The organism is Sphingomonas sp. 3-13AW (genome assembly GCF_049311085.1).
Taxonomy (GTDB): domain Bacteria; phylum Pseudomonadota; class Alphaproteobacteria; order Sphingomonadales; family Sphingomonadaceae; genus Sphingomonas.
Genome location: NZ_JASNVZ010000025.1, coordinates 1 through 16,769 on the forward strand (window position 1 = coordinate 1; position 16,769 = coordinate 16,769).

Consider the following 16,769-nt stretch of genomic DNA (forward strand, 5'->3'; position numbering starts at 1 on the left):
ATCCCAGCCTGCCAGCAGTGCGCCAGGCCATCCTTGACCGCCTGTTCCGCTCACCGCCGCACCACTGCCCTCACTGTGGATGCAGCCTCAACAGACCTCCCCACGCTCTTCTGCCAAAGTAGTGCTAAGTCGTCACGCTTCAGCCGGGCTGCGCAACGAACCGGCCTCCGAACACATGTGTCCCACCCAACTAAGACCAATCCAAGAACCGGTATTGCCCAAATGTTACCTTTGTGACAGCATTGTTGCACTGGGAACGGTCGGTACGCAGAGCCAATAAGAAGCCTGCGTACTCGAAGCGATACATCGAACGAGGACCAAAGTGTCCGCGACCGCCGACCGGGGAGCGAATTGGGGGAAAGAGAATGCTGTTCAAGGGGTTGCTTACTACAAGCTGTTGCGTCGCCGCGCTGGTCGCGCTGCCTGCGTCCGCGCAGTCGGTCGCGGACGCCAATGATACCACTTCGCAAGACTCGCCGCTCTCGCTCGGCAGCCAGGCCGACGCGTCCGACGAAGCCGGCAGCGTCGTTGTCACCGGTACGCGCATCCAGCGTCCGAACAACCGCTCGGCCGCTCCGATCGTCACCACCACTGCGGCGGAGATCGCTGCCCAGGGTGCGACCACGATCGAGGAAGTGGTGAACCGCCTGCCGCAGGTGCAGGTCAATTCCGAGCAGAACTTCAGCGACTCCGAAGGGCGTCAGCGCATCAAGCTGCGCAGCCTGGGCTATGAGCGCACGCTGATGCTGATCGACGGTTTGCGCATCGGCCTTGCCAACACGGTGGACGTCGGCATCATTCCGACCGCGCTGGTCGACCGCATCGACGTGCTCACCGGCGGCGCATCGTCGGTTTATGGTTCTGACGCAGTCTCGGGCGTGGTTAACTTCGTCCTCAAGAAGAACTTCGAGGGCATTCGGCTCGACGCCAACTACAGCTTCTTCAACCATAACAACCGCGAGAACGCCGTCACCGATGCTGCGTCCCGGATCGGCGTCACTTCGCCGAACGGCATGACGAATGACGGCGGCCGTTCCGACATCAGCCTGTCGGCCGGCACCAACCTGTTCGACGACCGCGTCAACATCAGCGGTTTTGTGAACTATCGCCAGTCGGATCTGGTGCGCCTTGGCGATCGCTCGACCGCGATCTGCGAGGTCGTGCAGCCCTCCAACACCGCGCCGCTGTCGTGCTCGCGCGCGAGCTTCACGCCCGCGGGAACCATCATTCCGCAGGCCGGCGCCTCTGCAGGCCAGGTGCTGGTCAACAACCCGAACGGCAGCGGCACCTTCATCCCGATCAACAGCGGGCCGGTGGCGGCGCAGGCCAATCCGTATGACGACTGGGCGTTCCAGCGCCCGTTCGACCGCATCAACGCCGGCGGCTTCCTGACCGCCCAGCTGAGCGACCACGTCGAGCTGTACGCAAATGGGCTGTGGTACCGCGACAAGTCGTACAACACCCAGCTCAACCGCACCCTTAACTTTGGTGCCTATGGCAGCGATCCGTACCGGGTGAACTGCGACAATCCGTTCCTGTCGGCTTCGCAGGCACAGGTCCTGTGCGGCGCGAACGCGGGCGTTGCCGGCCAATATGCGCCGATCGACGTGCGCTACCGGTTCGACGGTCTGCCGCAGGTGCAGCAGAAGTTCACCAACGAAGGCTATCGCATCGTTGCGGGCCTGCGCGGCCGCGTGTTCGACGACACCTGGTCCTATGATGTGGCCGGCATGATCTCGCGCGCTCGGCTCGACAACATCGACACGCCCCGTGCGCGGTTTACGAGCGTCAACAACTCGCTCGACGTGGTGAATGTGGGCGGCACGCCGACCTGCCGGTCGGTCGTCAACGGCAGCGATCCCGCGTGCGTGCCGTTCAATGCCTTTGCGCCCTTCAACCAGAACGTGGCGCTGAACGAATATCTCTACGGCGGCGAAACCGGGGGCCTCTACACCCGCATCCCGCGCCTGCTCCAGTTCCTGGGTACGGTGAGCGGCGATCTCGGCAAGTACGGCATCAGGTCGCCGCTTGCCGAGCAGGGCATCGCGATCGCGATCGGGGCCGAATATCGTGAGGAGATGGAACGCTCCACCGTCAACGACATCTTCCGCCAGAACAACGGCTACGGCGAGAACCAGCGCGTCACCCAGAGCATCCTGGAGGGCAACGTCGAGGTGCAGGCGCCGCTGGTCGAGAACCAGTCTTGGACCCAGCTGCTGCAGCTCAACGCCGGCTACCGCCAGTCGAAGTACAACCGCCTCGACGGCAGCTTCGGCACCTGGAAGGTTGAAGGCATCTGGTCGCCGATCGACGACATCACCTTCCGCGGCTCGTACAACAAGTCGCAGGCAGCGCCGGGCGTCGGGGCTGCGTCCAATGCGGCCAACATCTTCTGGAACCAGGGCTTCTACGCCGATCCGTGCGCACCGCGTGTCGATCCGTCGAACCCCAACGGGCCGCGTCTGGCGCCGTCGGCGTCGCTCGCGCAGTGCCGCAACACGGGCCTTGCCGACAATCTCTACGGCAGCGCGACGCTGATCTGCCCGGACGATCGCTGCACGGTGCGCGAGGGCGGCTTCGGCCTGACCCCTGAAACCGCCTTTACCAAGACGTTCGGCGTGGTGTTGCGGCCGCGCTTCCTGCCGGGCCTGACCGTGTCGATCGATCGCTGGCTGATCGATCTGGAAGACCAGCTGACCTTCCTCAACCCGGCGGACTGGATCAACGAGTGCTTGACCACCGGCAACGACTATTTCTGCCGCGGTATCGTGCGCAATCCGAACGGCACGCTGTCGAGCTCGCCGGCCAGCAGCCCGCAGACCGGCTGGGTATCGCGCGGATCGGTCAACGGGTACAAGTCGCAGTCGCATGGCTGGGACTTCCAGGGGCAGTATAACCTGGGCTTGGGCAACGTCGGCTTCCTGGACATGAGCTTCAACGGCACGCTCATGACCCGCGTCGGCTCGCAGGGCGCGCCGACCGTCGAACCGCGTGACTGCACCGGCTATTGGGGCAGCGGCTGCGGTGAGAGCATGCCCAAGTGGGCGCACCAGTTCCGCACCACCTGGACCTCGTCGGATCGGGTGGCGAGCGTGTCGCTCAACTGGCGCCATCGCGGGGGCATGCCGCTGACCTTCTACGCACCGGCGAGCACCGGCATTCCGGCGCAGAACGAGAGCGCCCGACGCGACCAGTATCCGGGCATCAAGGCCTATAACTGGTTCGACCTGGCGTTCAGCTTCGACGTGAACAAGAAGATGACGTTCCGCCTTGCCGCGAACAACATCTTCGACAAGGATCCGCCGCTGGTCCCCGACAGCCGGTCCCAGATCGGCCTGCTGCGCGGGAACACGATCATGGGCTACGACCTGCTCGGTCGCCAGATCGTGGCCGGCCTCTCGGTCCGCATGTAAGCACGAGTACTACCGCCCCCCGGGACCGACGTTCCGGGGGGCGTTTCGGCTGCGGCCGCCGCCTTGCTTCAGGATGCGGCGGTTGCACCACCGGCATGCATCTCTATGGACGACGCGCGTATGACCGCGTCTCCTCATTCGCCCGCCACGCCCTACGCCGGGCGCCGCTTTGCCGCTTTCCTGTTCGACATGGACGGCACGCTGATCACCAGCATCGAATCGGCGAACCGGGCCTGGACCCGCTGGTCCGAACGACGCGGCTTCGATCCCGCCTATGTCCTGTCGATCATGCACGGTGTGCGCACGGTTGAGACGATGCGGCGCCTGGGCGTCGACGATCCGGAGGCCGAGGCGGCATGGATCACCCGGACCGAGATCGACGACACCGATGGCGTCGAGCCGATTCCCGGAGCGGTGGCATTCCTGCGCGGCATTCCCGCCGATCGTTGGGCGATCGTGACCTCCGCATCACGGCCGCTGGCCGAGGCGCGCCTTGCCCAGGCAGGGATCGCGATCCCACCGGTCCTGGTCACCTCCGAGGACGTCGAACGGGGCAAGCCGGACCCGGCCTGTTTCCTGCTCGGCGCGAAACGGCTCGGGGTGGATGCGACCCAGTGCCTTGTGTTCGAGGATACGGTGGCGGGCCTAACCGCTGCCGACGCGGCCGGCGCCGCCGGCCTGACGATCACCGTCACACATAGCCATCCCGTCGCTACGCCGCACCCTTCCGTGCGCGATTACGAGGGGCTTTCGGTTGTGCTCGGCCCGGACGGGATGTCGATCATCACGCGGTAAGGGCGCACGCGCCGCTGCGTCATAGGATCTCGCCCGCTTCCGCGCACGCTGTCGCGCGTCGACGCCGCATGCGTCGGCGGCGGCTATTTTCCTGCGGTTTTCCTCCGTCGTGCCCCTCCTCAAAGTGTATACCAAGACAAGCCGAAGCAAAGTCACGGTGAACACTTCGTTCAGCATTTAAAAATACTTGTGGGCTCGCTCGAATCGGGCCTACGATAGCGGTCACATGGAAGTCGGCACTGGACCGACACCAAGCACAGGGCGGCGTGTCGCTGCGGATCAGGGAGGGGATGAAGATGAAGGCCAATGGTCTTGCGTCGGCGCTTGCGCGCTCGGCATCCGGCGTAGCTCTCGCCACATGTCTCACATTTTCCGGCACAGCGTTCGCCCAGGCGCAATCGGGTTCCGATGCCACCAATGCCCAGCCGACTACGGCGCCGGGCACCACCGCCGACCCCTCCTCGGACGCCGCGCAGTTGAACAGCCCGCAGGCGGCGCCCGGGGCGGAGTCTTCTTCGACCGGACAGGATGACACCACCGGCGGCGACATCGTCGTTACCGGCATCCGGGCGAGCCTCGAGCGCTCGATCGCGATCAAGCGCAACTCGACCGGCATCGTCGACGCGATCTCCGCAGAGGATATCGGCAAGTTCCCCGACACCAACCTTGCCGAATCGCTCCAGCGGATTACCGGCGTCTCGATCAACCGCACCAACGGCGAAGGCGCGCTGGTGACGGTTCGTGGGTTCGGGCCGAGCTACAATCTCGTCACGCTGAACGGGCGACAGCTTGCCACCGCCAACGTGCAGGTGGTGGGCGGCGACCAGAATTCCGACAGCGCCCAGGGTTCGAGCCGCTCGTTCGACTTCTCCAACCTCGCATCGGAAGGCGTGCGCACGCTGGAGGTCTACAAGACCGGCCGCGCCTCGATCCCGAGCGGCGGCATCGGCGCGACCATCAATGTCGTGACGCGGCGGCCGCTGGATGGGTCGAGCGGGCTGAACGGCCTGAGCGGCAGCCTGGGCATCAAGGGGGTGTATGACACCAGCACTGAGGACTGCCTCGACTGCGGCGCGAAGGTCACGCCCGAACTCTCGGGCTTGGTGACCTGGGCGGACCCGTCAAACCGCTTCGGCGTGACGCTGTTCGGCAGCTATCAGAAGCGCAACTTCACCTCGATCAGTGCCACGTCCAACGACTGGAACATCATCCCCTATAGCACCTTCCTGACCGGGGGGTTCGTGAAGGCGGATGGCACCACCCAGATCGCCAATGCGCCGACCGATCCCAACCAGCTGGTCGCGGTCCCCAACGACAGCCGATACCATTATGCCGAGGGCAGCCGCGAACGCATCAACGGCCAGGGCACGATCCAGTTCAGGCCGATCGAAACCCTGACGCTGACGGCCGACGCCTTGTTTGCGCAGAACACGCAGAAGGAGATCCGGTCCGACCTGTCGAACTGGTTCAGCCGGCCTTTCGACGAAGTGCGCTTCGACGGAAATACGCCTGTCGCGACCGCGATCTACCTCCACGAGACGATCAACGGCGCAAAGGACGAAGGTTTCGAGGCGCAGAACCGCGGCCAGCGCAGCCGGATCCAGGACTATGGCCTCAACGCCAAGTGGGACATTGCCGAGAATTTCTCGCTCAATCTCGACGGCCACTACAGCCGCGCGTGGAGCCGTCCGGACAATCCCAATGGCAAGAGCTCGACGCTCGTCGGGATGGGCGCGAACGTCGTTACCGCGCACTCGGTCGACTATAGCGGCAAGATCCCGGTCCAGCAGATCACCCTGAACGGGCCGCTGACGCTGGCACAGGTCGGCTCGCAGGTCGGCCGCACCTATTCCTCGACTCAGGACCAGCGCGTCAAGGAAGTGCGCGCCGACTTCGGCTGGGATCTGGGCGGGGGCAGCCGCGTCGACTTCGGCGGAAACTGGCGCGACACGCGCATGCGGCAGACCCGGCTTTCCACGCAGCAGACGCTGGGCGACTGGGGTATTACCAACCCGGGCGATGTCGAACGCCTGGCGCCCGGCTCGCTGTTTCCCTTCTGCCTCGTTTGCAAGTTCAAGTCGTTCAATCCCGGCGACGATCCCAATTCGCGGATCGCGTATCGCGGCAACGCGGCGGACATTTACTCGATCCTGTCGCCCTTCTATTCGGACCTGGGCAATGCGGTCGGCACGACCGGCAACGAGGACAACCTCGTCCGGGAGAAGATCTGGGCGCTCTACGCACAGGTCACCTGGAAGGGCGAAATTGGCAACGCGCCGGCGGTTCTGGTCGGCGGCCTTCGCTATGAACACACCAAGTCGAGCTCGACATCGCTCGTCGCGGTCCCCTCTGCGATCAACTGGGTGTCGGACAACGATTTCACCGTAGACATCCGCATCTCGCCCGAGAACAGCATCATTCAGACAGGCGGCGGATCCTACGACAACTTCCTGCCCGCGGTGGATTTCCAGGTCGAGCTGCAGCAGAACCTGATCGGCAGGGTGTCGTACAGCAAGACGATCGCACGGCCGGAATATGGAAACCTGTTCACCTCTACCAGCGTCAACGGACCGCCACGACCGACCGCGAATGGCGGCGTCGCCACCGGATCGACCGGCAACGCCCGCCTGATTCCGCTCGAGTCCGACAATTTCGATGCTTCCCTCGAATGGTATTACAAGCCGGACAGCTATGTTTCGCTCGGCGTGTTCGACAAGCGCGTGCGCAACTTCATCGGCAACGGCCAGTTCAGGTCGCCGCTGTTCAATCTGCTCGATCCCAGCTCCGGGGCTCCGGGCACGCGCTCGGGCGATGCGAAGGCAGAACTGGGGGCGCTGGGTGCGGACCAGAGCGACGTCAATCTCTTCGTCCTGACGGCGCTGATCGAGCAGACCGGTTCGGTGGAGGCGGCGACTGCCATCTTCCAGTCGAACTACAACACCACCACCCGTTCTCTGAACGACGATTTCGTTAAGCTCATCAACAACACGCGCGACGTGACTGCGAACGCATCGGATGTGCTCTTCGATTTCCAGGTGACCCAGCCGCTCAACAACAAGGATGCTGAGATCTACGGCCTGGAAGTTGCCGGGCAGCACTTCTTGGGATCGAGCGGTTTCGGCATCGGCGCCGCCTATACGCTGGTGCGCGGCGACGTGGGCTTCAACATCGGCGCGAGTCCGTCCGAGAATCAGTTCGCGCTGCTGGGTCTGTCGGACACGTTCAACGCGACGCTCATCTATGAAAAAGGCGGCCTTTCGGCGCGGTTCGCGTACAACTGGCGCGACAAGTTCCTGTCGGGGATCAACCGCGGTGCGTCCCGCAATCCCGAATTCACAGCGCCCTTTGGGCAGCTCGACATGAACATCAGCTACGACATCACGCCCTCGCTCGCGGTGTCGTTCGAAGGGATCAACCTGACGCAGGAAGACCTGCGCACCTATGCTCGCTCCAAGAGCGAGCTGTGGTTCGCGCAGGAACTGCGTCGCCGCTTCCTTCTGGGGGCGCGCTACCGCTTCTAAGGTGGCGCGCGACGGGGCAGGGGGCCGTCTTAACGGGCGGCCCCTTCACCGTCCGCACGGATTGCGCGGCGACGCCGATGTCCGCATGATGCGGGCACCGTGTCGCCGACGCACGCAAGCCGCAAAGGGCGGAACGTGACCAACATCGTCCTTCTCAACAACATCGATCATGGCGAACTGAAAGTCGCGAATTGGCACGGCGCCGAGTTCGGCGATGCCGTGAACCAGACGCTGGTCTTCCCGACTGAGTGGGAAGAGGTGCAGCGCGAATATCCGATCCTGTTCCGGCGCGGGGAGGATGAACGCTATTATTCGGTTGCGCTGCTGGGGCTGGATCGCGACGAGAACCTGTTCCTGGACGGCCGCGTCTGGGACGGCCGCTACGTACCCGCGCTGCACCAGCGCGGGCCCTTCTCGATCGGGCTGCAGCGCTCGGAGGACGGCGAGGGGGCGGAGCCGATGATCCATGTCGATCTCGACCACCCCCGCGTCGGCGATGCCCAGGGACAGGCGGTCTTCCTGCCCCAGGGCGGGAACACCCCCTATCTGGAGGCGATGGCCGGGCTGCTGCGGCGGATCCATGCCGGCGTGATGGTCACGGAGCCGATGTTCGACGCGTTCGAGGCCCAGGGCCTGATCCGGCCGATCGCGCTGGAAATCACGCTGGACGAGACCCGCCGCTACACGCTCGACGGCTTTCACACGATCGATGCCGAGCGGATCGGAGAGTTGGACGGCGCGGCGTTGCAGAGCCTCCATCAGCGCGGCTTCCTGCAGGCGGCGTTCTGGGCGATGTCCTCGCTTGCCAATATTTCCCGTCTGATCGATCGCAAGAACCGCAGGAACGCGCTGCCGTGACAGGCGTCGGCACGCTGCCCCCGGTCCGGACGATCGACCGGCCAGCGGCGGCCGTGGACTATCAGGCGTTGATCGCTGCCGGGGAGCCGGTCGTCCTCAAGGGGGCTGCCGCCGACATGCCGCTGGTCGCCGCCGGGCGGGACGGGATGGAGGCCGCCATGGCGTACCTCCTGCGCTTCGATGCCGGGCGCGACGTCGTCGGGTTCATCGGCGAGGCCGCGATCGGCGGGCGCTTCTTCTACAACGAAGACGTGACCGCGATGAACTTTGCAGGCGGCCGCGCGCCGCTGGCGCACTATCTCGCGCGGATCCGCGAGGCCGCGGGGGCGCCGGACGCTCCCTCCATCTACATGGGCTCGACCGATCTCGACACCTATCTGCCCGGCCTGCGCGCGGAGAACCCGGTCGTCCCGGACGGGGCGCTTCCGGGCGACATGGCGCCGCTTGCGAGCATCTGGATCGGCAACCGGACCACGGCCGCCGCGCACTGGGACATGTCCAACAATGTCGCCTGTCCGCTCGTCGGCCGGCGCCGCTTCACCCTGTTCCCACCCGATCAGGTCGCGAACCTCTATCCCGGCCCGCTGGAGCCGACACCGGGCGGGCAGGTGGTGAGCATGGTCGACTTTCGCGCCCCCGATCACACCCGCTACCCCGGGTTTCGGGAGGCTCTGTCGCACGCTCGGGTCGCGGAGCTCGAGCCCGGCGATGTGCTCGTCTACCCCGCGCTGTGGTGGCACCAGGTCGAGGCACTCGATGCCTTCAACGTGATGGTGAACTATTGGTGGAACGAGGCGCCCACCTTTGCCGACACGCCGATGACGACGCTGCTGCACGCGCTGCTGAGCCTTCGCGATCGTCCGGAGCCTGAGAAGCAGAGCTGGCGCGCGCTGTTCGACTATTATGTCTTCGGCTCTGCCGAGCGGGCCGGCGAGCATCTGCCCGCGCATGCGCGCGGACCGCTCGCGCCGCTGGACGAACGATCGGCGCGGCGGCTGCGCGCGCAGGTGATGCAACGTCTGAACAGGTGAACGCGATGACCCCCACCGATGCACCGCAACGCCGCCGGGTCGTGATCGCAGGCGGAGGGACCGCCGGCTGGTTGGCGGCGGCGGCACTCGCGCAGCAACTGGGCAGCCTTCTCGATATCACCCTGGTGGAGTCCGAAGAAATCGGGACGATCGGGGTCGGCGAGTCCACCATCCCCACCGCGCGCAGCTTCCACCGCCTGATCGGCCTCGACGAGCGCAGGTTCATGGCGGAGACCGGCGCCACCTTCAAACTGGGGATCGCGTTCGAGAACTGGGCGCGGATCGGCGACCGGTACATCCATGCCTTTGGCGAGACCGGCCAGTCGACCTGGATGGGTGCGTTCCACCATTTCTGGCTGCAGGCGCGGGAGCAGGGCTTCGGCGGCGACTTTGGCGATTATTGCCTGGAGCTGCGGGCCGCGGACGCGGGCCGCTTTGCGATCGGCGGCAAGGCGCCCGAGCTCAGCTACGCCTATCATCTCGATGCCGGCCGCTATGCCCGCTACCTTCGGGAGATCGCGGAACAGGCGGGCGCGCGCCGTGTGGAGGGCATGATCGAGCGGGTCGAGCAGCAGGGCGAGGGCGGCGACATCGTGGCGCTGGTGCTGCGCTCGGGACAACGGATCGAGGGCGACCTGTTCCTCGATTGCACCGGCTTTCGCGCGCTGTTGATCGGGCAGGCGATGGGCTCCCCCTTCGAAGACTGGGGGCACTGGCTGCCGACCGACAGCGCCGTCGTGGTGCAGACCCATGCGAACGAACCGGCCCGGCCCTACACGCGCGCGATTGCCCACGGCGCCGGTTGGCGGTGGCGCATCCCGCTCCAGCATCGTGTCGGTAACGGCCTGGTCTATGACAGCCGCCACCTGTCCCACGACGAGGCGCGCGATCGCCTGCTGCACGAGATCGAGGGGGATATTGTGTCGGAGCCGCGGCTGATCCGGTTCCGCGCGGGCCGGCGGATAGATGCATGGCGCGGCAACTGCGTCGCGCTTGGCCTCGCCGGGGGCTTTGTCGAGCCGCTGGAATCCACCGCGATCCATCTGGTGATGATCGCGGTCACGCGGCTGCTTCAGCTCTTTCCCTTTGGGCCGGATTGTTCGGCAGCGGCGGCCCGCTTCAACGCGCTCGCGGCCGCGGAAGTGGAGGGGATCCGCGACTTCATCATCCTCCACTATGTCCTGACGGAGCGGGACGACACGGCGTTCTGGCGTGAGGTCCGGGCGATGGAGATCCCGGCGTCGCTGCGCGAGCGGATCGCGTTGTTCCGCGAAGGGGCGATCGCCTACCAGGACGGCGCCGACCTGTTCCGCGTCGATTCCTGGGCGCAGGTGATGCTCGGCCAGCGGCTGCAGCCGCAGCGCCATCACCAGATGGCGGCGATCATGGGGGAGCCGCGCTTGCGCCAGGTGCTGGCCGACATGCGCGCGCAAATAGCCCGGCAGGTCGCAGTGCTGCCGACGCACGAGGCCTTTTTGCGGGACTATTGCCCGGCGGAGGGCGGTGAAGCCCTGCTCCGTCGGCAGGTAGGCTGAAGCCGTACGCGGACCAACATGGATCAGTGAGCGACATCGAATTCCGGCCCACATGCCCTCTCCTACGGGGGAGGGGATTGTCGTGATCGAGTTACGGTTGCAGGCGCTGAGGCTGTTCGTGCAGCGGCTGGAGTTTCGCTCAAGCGTGGGCGAGGCGGATCGTGCCGCGCTGATGAACCTGGGAGGCGTGCTTCAGGAGGCAGACCCCCACCGCGATTTCGTCGGGCGTGGCGAGCGCGTCCAGCACGCGTCCATGGTGGTCGAAGGGGTCGTGGCGCGGTTCGTGCAGCTTGAGGACGGAAGCCGGCAGGTGATCGGGTTTCATATCCCCGGCGACATGATCGATCTCTATTCGTTGATGCTGCCGAGCGCGCCGACGCCTTTTCAGGCGCTTACCCGCTCGACCATCCTGAAAGTCCCCCACGCCGCGCTGCGGGAGCTCGCCTTCCACTCCCCCGACATCGCATGCGCGTTCTGGCGCGACTCGGTCGCAGACGGGCAGTTGGTGGCGCAGTGGTTGGTCAATGTCGGCCGCGATCGCGGGTCGCGCACCTGATCTGCGAAATGGCCGTTCGGTACGACCAGATCGGCCGGATGCAGAACGGCCGATTTCCGCTTCCGCTCACGCAGGAGCAGATTGCCGATGCGACGGGCCTCACGCCCGTGCACGTCAACCGTTCGCTCCGTGGACTTCGCGAAGACGGGCTGGTCGACCTGGCGCGCCGCGAGGCGATGATCCGCGACTGGAAAGGGCTGATCGAGCAGGCCGAGTTCGATCCGGCCTATCTCGATCTGCGCACCTCGCCCGGCACCATGCAACGGTCCCGTACGGGCTAGGGCTTGGCGCGTCCGGCGATCAGATGTCGCCGAACCCGTGTTCCTTCATATCCTCCGCGCAGAGCGCAACGAACTTGTCGAGCAGCCAGGAGGCGGCGGGGCCGGGCGGGGTGTCGCGCCGCCATATCCCCGAGAAGCAATAGGTGCCGCCTGGGTGGTCCGACATCACCAGCCGCTTCAGCGTGCCGGTGATCAGGTCGGACTGGACCAGCGGAAGCGGCATGTTGCCCCATCCGATCCCTTCGCGCAGCAGAGCGTGCTTGGCACCCAGGTCGGCCAGCCGCCATGTCCGCGCACTGAGGACGGAGAAATCGCGCCCCTCCGTAAGCGGCGAGCGATCGGTGAGGACTAGCTGCGTGTAGTTGCGCCCTGCCCCCGGTGGGATCGGCTCCATCCGCGCCAGCGCATGGTCCGGCGCCGCCACCGGCACCATCTGCACCGATCCGACCGAGATGCTGTCCAGCCCGTCGACCCCGGCTGCAAGCGGCCCGGAGATGCCCACGACCGCCTTTCCGTCCAGCACCAGGGCAGTGATTGCACCCAGCGCCTCGACATGCAGGCGAAGCGTCACTGTCGGATAGGCCGCCGCAAACGCGCGCAACACCTTTCCCACGCGGTCCGCGGGGAGCATCACGTCGACGGCGAGGTTCACCTCTGCCTCCAGGCCTTCCAGCAGCCCCTTCACCTTCGCGCGGAGCTCGTCGACCCCCTGCGCAATGGTCCTCGCCTCGGAGAGCAATGCCCGCCCGGCGACCGTCAGCTGGGGCTTGCGCGTCCCTTCGCGGTCGAACAGCTGCAGGCCGAGCTGTTCCTCCAGATTGCCGATGCCATAGCTGATGACCGACACTGCGCGGTTCAGGCGCCGCCCGGCCGCGGCAAAGCTTCCCGTTTCGACGACGGCGAGGAAGACGCGAAGCTGGTCGAGGGTCGGGGTGCCGGGGTTGGCCATTGCAATTCCGTCGAGTGTTCGCGGCCAGTGTATCGACCTGGTCGATGCCGTCGAGGTGTCGCTCGACGTTGTAGCGCGGGCGGGAACACGATAGCCACTGCCAGAGCAGGAGACGGCCTATGGAGACGATCGGGCGCGACCTTCGCGAGATGCAGCGGATCCCGCTGGAGCCGGCACATGTCGCCGCCATCCGTGCTGCGGGAACCGTACGGGACTATGCCAGGGGCGAGCTTTTGGCGGAGGTCGGTGGGCCGGCGGACCGCTTCGTCTATGTCGAACAGGGTGAGATCGAGGTCCTGAACCCGTTTACCGGCGAGCGGCTGGTGCCCGCTACGCTGGGCCCGACCCAGTTCATGGCGGAAATCTCGCTCCTGTCGGGCGGCACCTGGTCGATGCCGATGCGGGCGGCACTCGATACCCGGGTGGTGGAGGTGCCGCGCGCCGATATCCTGCGCCTGATGTCGGCGATGCCGGAGATGTCGGACATCATCATCACCGTGTTGGCGGCACGACGACGGCGGCAGCTGGAAAGCGACGGCGGGATGCTCGTGCTGGTCGGCGAGGAGGTCGATCGCAGCGTCCGCAAGATCGCCGAGTTCGCGAGCCGCAACCGCGTGCCCTATCGCTCCTATCCGCTCGGGAGCGAAGAGGCATCGCACGTCGCGGTCAGCTGCGGAACGTCGCCCACCGCCCCCACGGTGGTGTTCGGCCGCGACCTGGTCGTGGACGATCCGACGCCCCAAAAGGTGGCCTGCCTCCTCGGTCTCGACCAGGAACTGCCGGAGGAGGACGGGTTCGACGTCCTGATCGTCGGCGCGGGTCCGGCGGGGGTGGCTGCGGGTGTCTACGCTGGGGCGGAAGGATTGCGTGCGCTGGTGGTCGACGACACTGCCATTGGGGGCCAAGCCGGCACGTCAAGCCGGATCGAGAACTACATGGGCTTCCCGACCGGCATTTCCGGTGCAGACCTGATCTGGCGCGGAGAGGTTCAGGCGCTCAAGTTCGGCACGCGCTTCGTCATGCCCCGCCGCGTCGCTAGTCTGGAGGAACTGAGCGACGGCGGCTTCTGCGCGACCTTTGAAGACGGCAAGCGCGTGCGTGCGGCGGCAGTGGTCGTTGCAACCGGGGTGCAGTACCGCCGCCTGCCGATCTCGCGCCTCGCCGACTTCGAGGGCGCAGGGATCTACTATGCCGCAACCGAGAACGAGGCCCGCTTCTGCCGGGATACCGAGGTGGTGGTGATCGGCGGCGGCAATTCCGCGGGACAGGCGGCGATGTTTCTCAGCCGCGCCGCGCGCCATGTCCGGCTGCTGGTGCGCGGGGACACGCTGGCGACGTCGATGTCGAGCTACCTGTCGAGCCGGCTCGAAGCGGATCCGGCGATCACCATCGAATATGGCGCAAGGGTCGCCGAACTCCATGGCGACCAGGCGCTGGAAGGCGTCACGATCCGCTCACCCTCCGGCGACCGCACGCTGCCGACTTGCGCGATGTTCGTGATGGTGGGCGCGGCGCCGAATACGGCCTGGCTCTCCGAACTGGTCGCGCTCGACGACAAGGGCTTTGTCCTCACCGGGGCGGACGCCGGCGCGGATTCGCCCTACGCCACCTCGCGGCCCGGCATCTACGCGGTCGGCGATGTTCGGGCGGGCTCCGTCAAGCGCGTGGCCTCGTCGGTAGGGGAGGGCTCGGTCGTCATTTCCAAGGTCTGGGAGCATGTGCGCGGCTGATCCGTAGCGCCGTCGCGCTCAGCTATTGGCCAGAGATCGGCGCTCTTCGCGGTCTGTCTCCATTGCCGGGGTCGCCATGCCGACATCCGCCGACTGGCCTTGCGGCGGCCGCCGCTCGAGCATGTGCGTCTGCCGCCAGTTGCCGAAGAAGTAATAGAGCGCGGTCAGGGTGCTGGCCGTGATCGTGCCCAGCGGGAAACTCCACCAGATCGCGTCCGCGCCCAGGCGTGGGATCAGGAGGTCCGCAAAGGGGATCCGGATCACGAACATCGATACGATCAGGATCACGAGCGGCGGCCAGACGGCGCCGGTCGAGCGGACCACGCCCGAAAGCGCAAAGGTGACGCTGAACAGCACGAACGACCACAGCACGATGCCGTTGATGTGGCGTGCGACCGGCAGCGCGACCGAGCCCGGCGGCAGGAAGATGTGGAGCACGGTATCGCCGAGCAGATAGATCACGACTGCGACTGCGCCCGTGATCACCAGCCCGCTGACGACCGACGAGCGCGCGATCCGCGATACCCGGTCCCAGCGGCCGGCACCGATGTTCTGCGCCGCCATCGACGATACCGCAGCACCCAGCGCCATCGCGGGCATCTGGACATAGGTCCACACCTGGGACGCGGCGGTATAGGCCGCGGCTGTGACGGCGCCGTAGCTGTTGACGAAGCCGATCATGACCATCGCCGCCCCGGAAACGACCAGGATCTGCATTCCCATTGGGAGACCCCGCAGGACCAGCGTCTTCATGACCTCGACATCGGGTTTGAGCAGATAGAGCTCGGATGGACGCAGCATCAGCGGGCTGCCGCGGCGGTACAGCAGGATGACCAGGCAGATGAGGCTGGTGCCTTGCCCGAGCAGGGTCGAGGTCGCGGATCCGGCGATGCCCAGGCGGGGGAAGGGGCCGAGCCCGCGGATCAGCATCGGATTCAGGAGGATGTCGAGAACGACCGCCAGCAGCATGAAGTAGAAGGGCGTCCGGCTGTCGCCGATGCCCCGCTGTGCCATCTGCAGGAAGGTAAAGAAGTAGAGGAACGGCATCGCAAGGAACACGATCCGCAGATAGGCCTCGGCCTCCGCGACCGACTCCGCCGGGGTGCCCATCATCGCGAGGATATGGGGCGACAGCGTATAGCCCAGCGCCGCCACCGCCAGCGCAAGTCCGGCGAAGAAGGTGATCGAGGTGCCCATCACCTTCTTCACCATCGGGATGTCGTTCGCGCCCACGCTCTGCCCGATCAGGATGTTGGCCGCCATGCTGACGCCGAAGATCGCGCCGAGCATCAGCATCATGACCACATTGGCGTTGCCGATCGCGGTGATCGCGGTGACGCCCAGCGAGTGGCTCACCCAGAACTGGTTGACGCTGCCATTGAGCGACTGGAGCGCGTTCCCGCCCATCACGGGAAGCGAGAACAGGAGCAGGGTGCGGGTGATCGGACCCTTGGTCAGGTCCCGGACGGGCTGCGCATGTCGGTTCCTGGGCTGATCCGTCCGTTCCATGCTGCTCCACTGCAAACTTCCCGCCCGGCCCGAACCCGGCGTGAGAGCACGAGTTCCCTCAAGCCTCCGGCGGCGGGCGTTTTGGCTCCGGCCTTTCAATTGCGACCGGAGTTCCTACATACAGGGCGCTGACGTGACGTGCGGCGGACCTGGGTCGCCGTCGGCTTCTCCCTTTTCCCTTCAAGCCACGGCCAGGCCGGTGGGTGCCTCGGTGCCCGCCTCTTCTGCTGTCGGTGGGCATGGCCACGCCGGCGGCCTCTAGCGGAGCGTCCAATGTCCAGAGCGATCAATGTCAAAGCAACGCTAGACCACGTCATCGCGACCTGCGCCAAGCGCAAGGTGCCGATCAGCGCAATCGAGGCGCTGCATTCCGGCGGCACCCGCGTCGTGATGAACAACGCCGCCGATACCGCGATCATCGCCAAAGCCTATGGCTCCAAGGTGATTACCGGCACCGTCCTGCGGACGCCGACGCGCATGGGTGCGATGTAACAAGGACCGCGCATGCGGCCGGCGCACGCCTTCGGCGGCGGCGCCTGCACCCCTATGCGCGAAACTGCCCGGCGAGCGAGGCGTTGCCTGCTCGCCGGC

The 16,769-nt window shown here is 66.1% G+C and carries 12 protein-coding genes; 10 read left to right on the forward strand and 2 right to left on the reverse strand.

What is annotated here, in order from left to right; translation table 11 throughout:
• The first annotated feature begins 365 nt into the window (after nucleotides 1-365).
• The 8 genes from QP045_RS18080 (at nucleotide 366) to QP045_RS18115 (ending at nucleotide 11,990) form a co-directional block, all read left to right on the forward strand.
• Nucleotides 366-3,413 carry a TonB-dependent receptor plug domain-containing protein gene (locus QP045_RS18080; RefSeq protein ID WP_422516398.1) on the forward strand — a complete coding sequence of 1,016 codons (3,048 nt, stop codon included), beginning with the start codon at nucleotides 366-368 and terminating at the stop codon, nucleotides 3,411-3,413.
• 120 nt (nucleotides 3,414-3,533) lie between these two features.
• Nucleotides 3,534-4,208 carry an HAD-IA family hydrolase gene (locus QP045_RS18085; protein ID WP_422516399.1) on the forward strand — a complete coding sequence of 225 codons (675 nt, stop codon included), beginning with the start codon at nucleotides 3,534-3,536 and terminating at the stop codon, nucleotides 4,206-4,208.
• 296 nt (nucleotides 4,209-4,504) lie between these two features.
• Nucleotides 4,505-7,729, forward strand: coding sequence for a TonB-dependent receptor (locus tag QP045_RS18090; protein ID WP_422516400.1), 3,225 nt, complete (start codon nucleotides 4,505-4,507; stop codon nucleotides 7,727-7,729).
• A gap of 135 nt (nucleotides 7,730-7,864) precedes the next feature.
• On the forward strand, nucleotides 7,865-8,587 hold the full coding sequence (locus QP045_RS18095; RefSeq protein WP_422516401.1) for a SapC family protein: 723 nt from the start codon (nucleotides 7,865-7,867) through the stop codon (nucleotides 8,585-8,587).
• Nucleotides 8,584-9,618, forward strand: coding sequence for a cupin-like domain-containing protein (locus QP045_RS18100; protein ID WP_422516402.1), 1,035 nt, complete (start codon nucleotides 8,584-8,586; stop codon nucleotides 9,616-9,618). The genes QP045_RS18095 and QP045_RS18100 overlap by 4 nt, the downstream gene beginning before the upstream one ends.
• A gap of 5 nt (nucleotides 9,619-9,623) precedes the next feature.
• Nucleotides 9,624-11,153 (forward strand): tryptophan halogenase family protein, encoded by a 1,530-nt coding sequence (locus tag QP045_RS18105; RefSeq protein WP_422516403.1) that lies wholly within the window; start codon nucleotides 9,624-9,626, stop codon nucleotides 11,151-11,153.
• Between the two features lie 82 nt (nucleotides 11,154-11,235).
• Nucleotides 11,236-11,709, forward strand: coding sequence for a Crp/Fnr family transcriptional regulator (locus QP045_RS18110; RefSeq protein WP_422516404.1), 474 nt, complete (start codon nucleotides 11,236-11,238; stop codon nucleotides 11,707-11,709).
• An 8-nt stretch (nucleotides 11,710-11,717) separates the two neighbouring features.
• Nucleotides 11,718-11,990, forward strand: coding sequence for a Crp/Fnr family transcriptional regulator (locus QP045_RS18115; RefSeq protein ID WP_422516405.1), 273 nt, complete (start codon nucleotides 11,718-11,720; stop codon nucleotides 11,988-11,990).
• 19 nt (nucleotides 11,991-12,009) lie between these two features.
• Here QP045_RS18115 and QP045_RS18120 read toward each other — a convergent pair whose 3' ends face one another.
• On the reverse strand, nucleotides 12,010-12,939 hold the full coding sequence (locus QP045_RS18120; RefSeq protein ID WP_422516406.1) for a LysR family transcriptional regulator: 930 nt from the start codon (nucleotides 12,937-12,939) through the stop codon (nucleotides 12,010-12,012).
• A gap of 119 nt (nucleotides 12,940-13,058) precedes the next feature.
• Between QP045_RS18120 and QP045_RS18125 the strand changes: the two genes are divergently transcribed.
• Complete coding sequence (locus QP045_RS18125; RefSeq protein ID WP_422516407.1) at nucleotides 13,059-14,669, forward strand: FAD-dependent oxidoreductase; 1,611 nt, start codon at nucleotides 13,059-13,061, stop codon at nucleotides 14,667-14,669.
• A gap of 18 nt (nucleotides 14,670-14,687) precedes the next feature.
• Here the strand turns inward: QP045_RS18125 and QP045_RS18130 are convergent, their stop codons facing one another.
• The gene (locus QP045_RS18130) at nucleotides 14,688-16,178 is read right to left on the reverse strand and encodes an MATE family efflux transporter (protein WP_422516408.1); all 1,491 of its coding nucleotides are present in this window, start codon (nucleotides 16,176-16,178) and stop codon (nucleotides 14,688-14,690) included.
• A gap of 273 nt (nucleotides 16,179-16,451) precedes the next feature.
• Between QP045_RS18130 and QP045_RS18135 the strand changes: the two genes are divergently transcribed.
• Entirely contained in the window at nucleotides 16,452-16,670 is a 219-nt protein-coding gene (locus QP045_RS18135) for a hypothetical protein (protein WP_422516409.1), read from the forward strand.
• Nucleotides 16,671-16,769: the final 99 nt, after the last annotated feature.

Excerpts from the sequence above, each read along its gene's own strand:
- QP045_RS18130 (WP_422516408.1), bottom strand. The coding sequence starts at position 16,178 with ATGGAACGGACGGATCAGCCCAGGAACCGACATGCGCAGCCCGTCCGG.
- QP045_RS18105 (WP_422516403.1), top strand. The coding sequence starts at position 9,624 with ATGACCCCCACCGATGCACCGCAACGCCGCCGGGTCGTGATCGCAGGC.
- QP045_RS18085 (WP_422516399.1), top strand. The coding sequence starts at position 3,534 with ATGACCGCGTCTCCTCATTCGCCCGCCACGCCCTACGCCGGGCGCCGC.
- QP045_RS18080 (WP_422516398.1), top strand. The coding sequence starts at position 366 with ATGCTGTTCAAGGGGTTGCTTACTACAAGCTGTTGCGTCGCCGCGCTG.
- QP045_RS18090 (WP_422516400.1), top strand. The coding sequence starts at position 4,505 with ATGAAGGCCAATGGTCTTGCGTCGGCGCTTGCGCGCTCGGCATCCGGC.
- QP045_RS18125 (WP_422516407.1), top strand. The coding sequence starts at position 13,059 with ATGGAGACGATCGGGCGCGACCTTCGCGAGATGCAGCGGATCCCGCTG.
- QP045_RS18115 (WP_422516405.1), top strand. The coding sequence starts at position 11,718 with ATGGCCGTTCGGTACGACCAGATCGGCCGGATGCAGAACGGCCGATTT.
- QP045_RS18135 (WP_422516409.1), top strand. The coding sequence starts at position 16,452 with ATGTCCAGAGCGATCAATGTCAAAGCAACGCTAGACCACGTCATCGCG.
- QP045_RS18120 (WP_422516406.1), bottom strand. The coding sequence starts at position 12,939 with ATGGCCAACCCCGGCACCCCGACCCTCGACCAGCTTCGCGTCTTCCTC.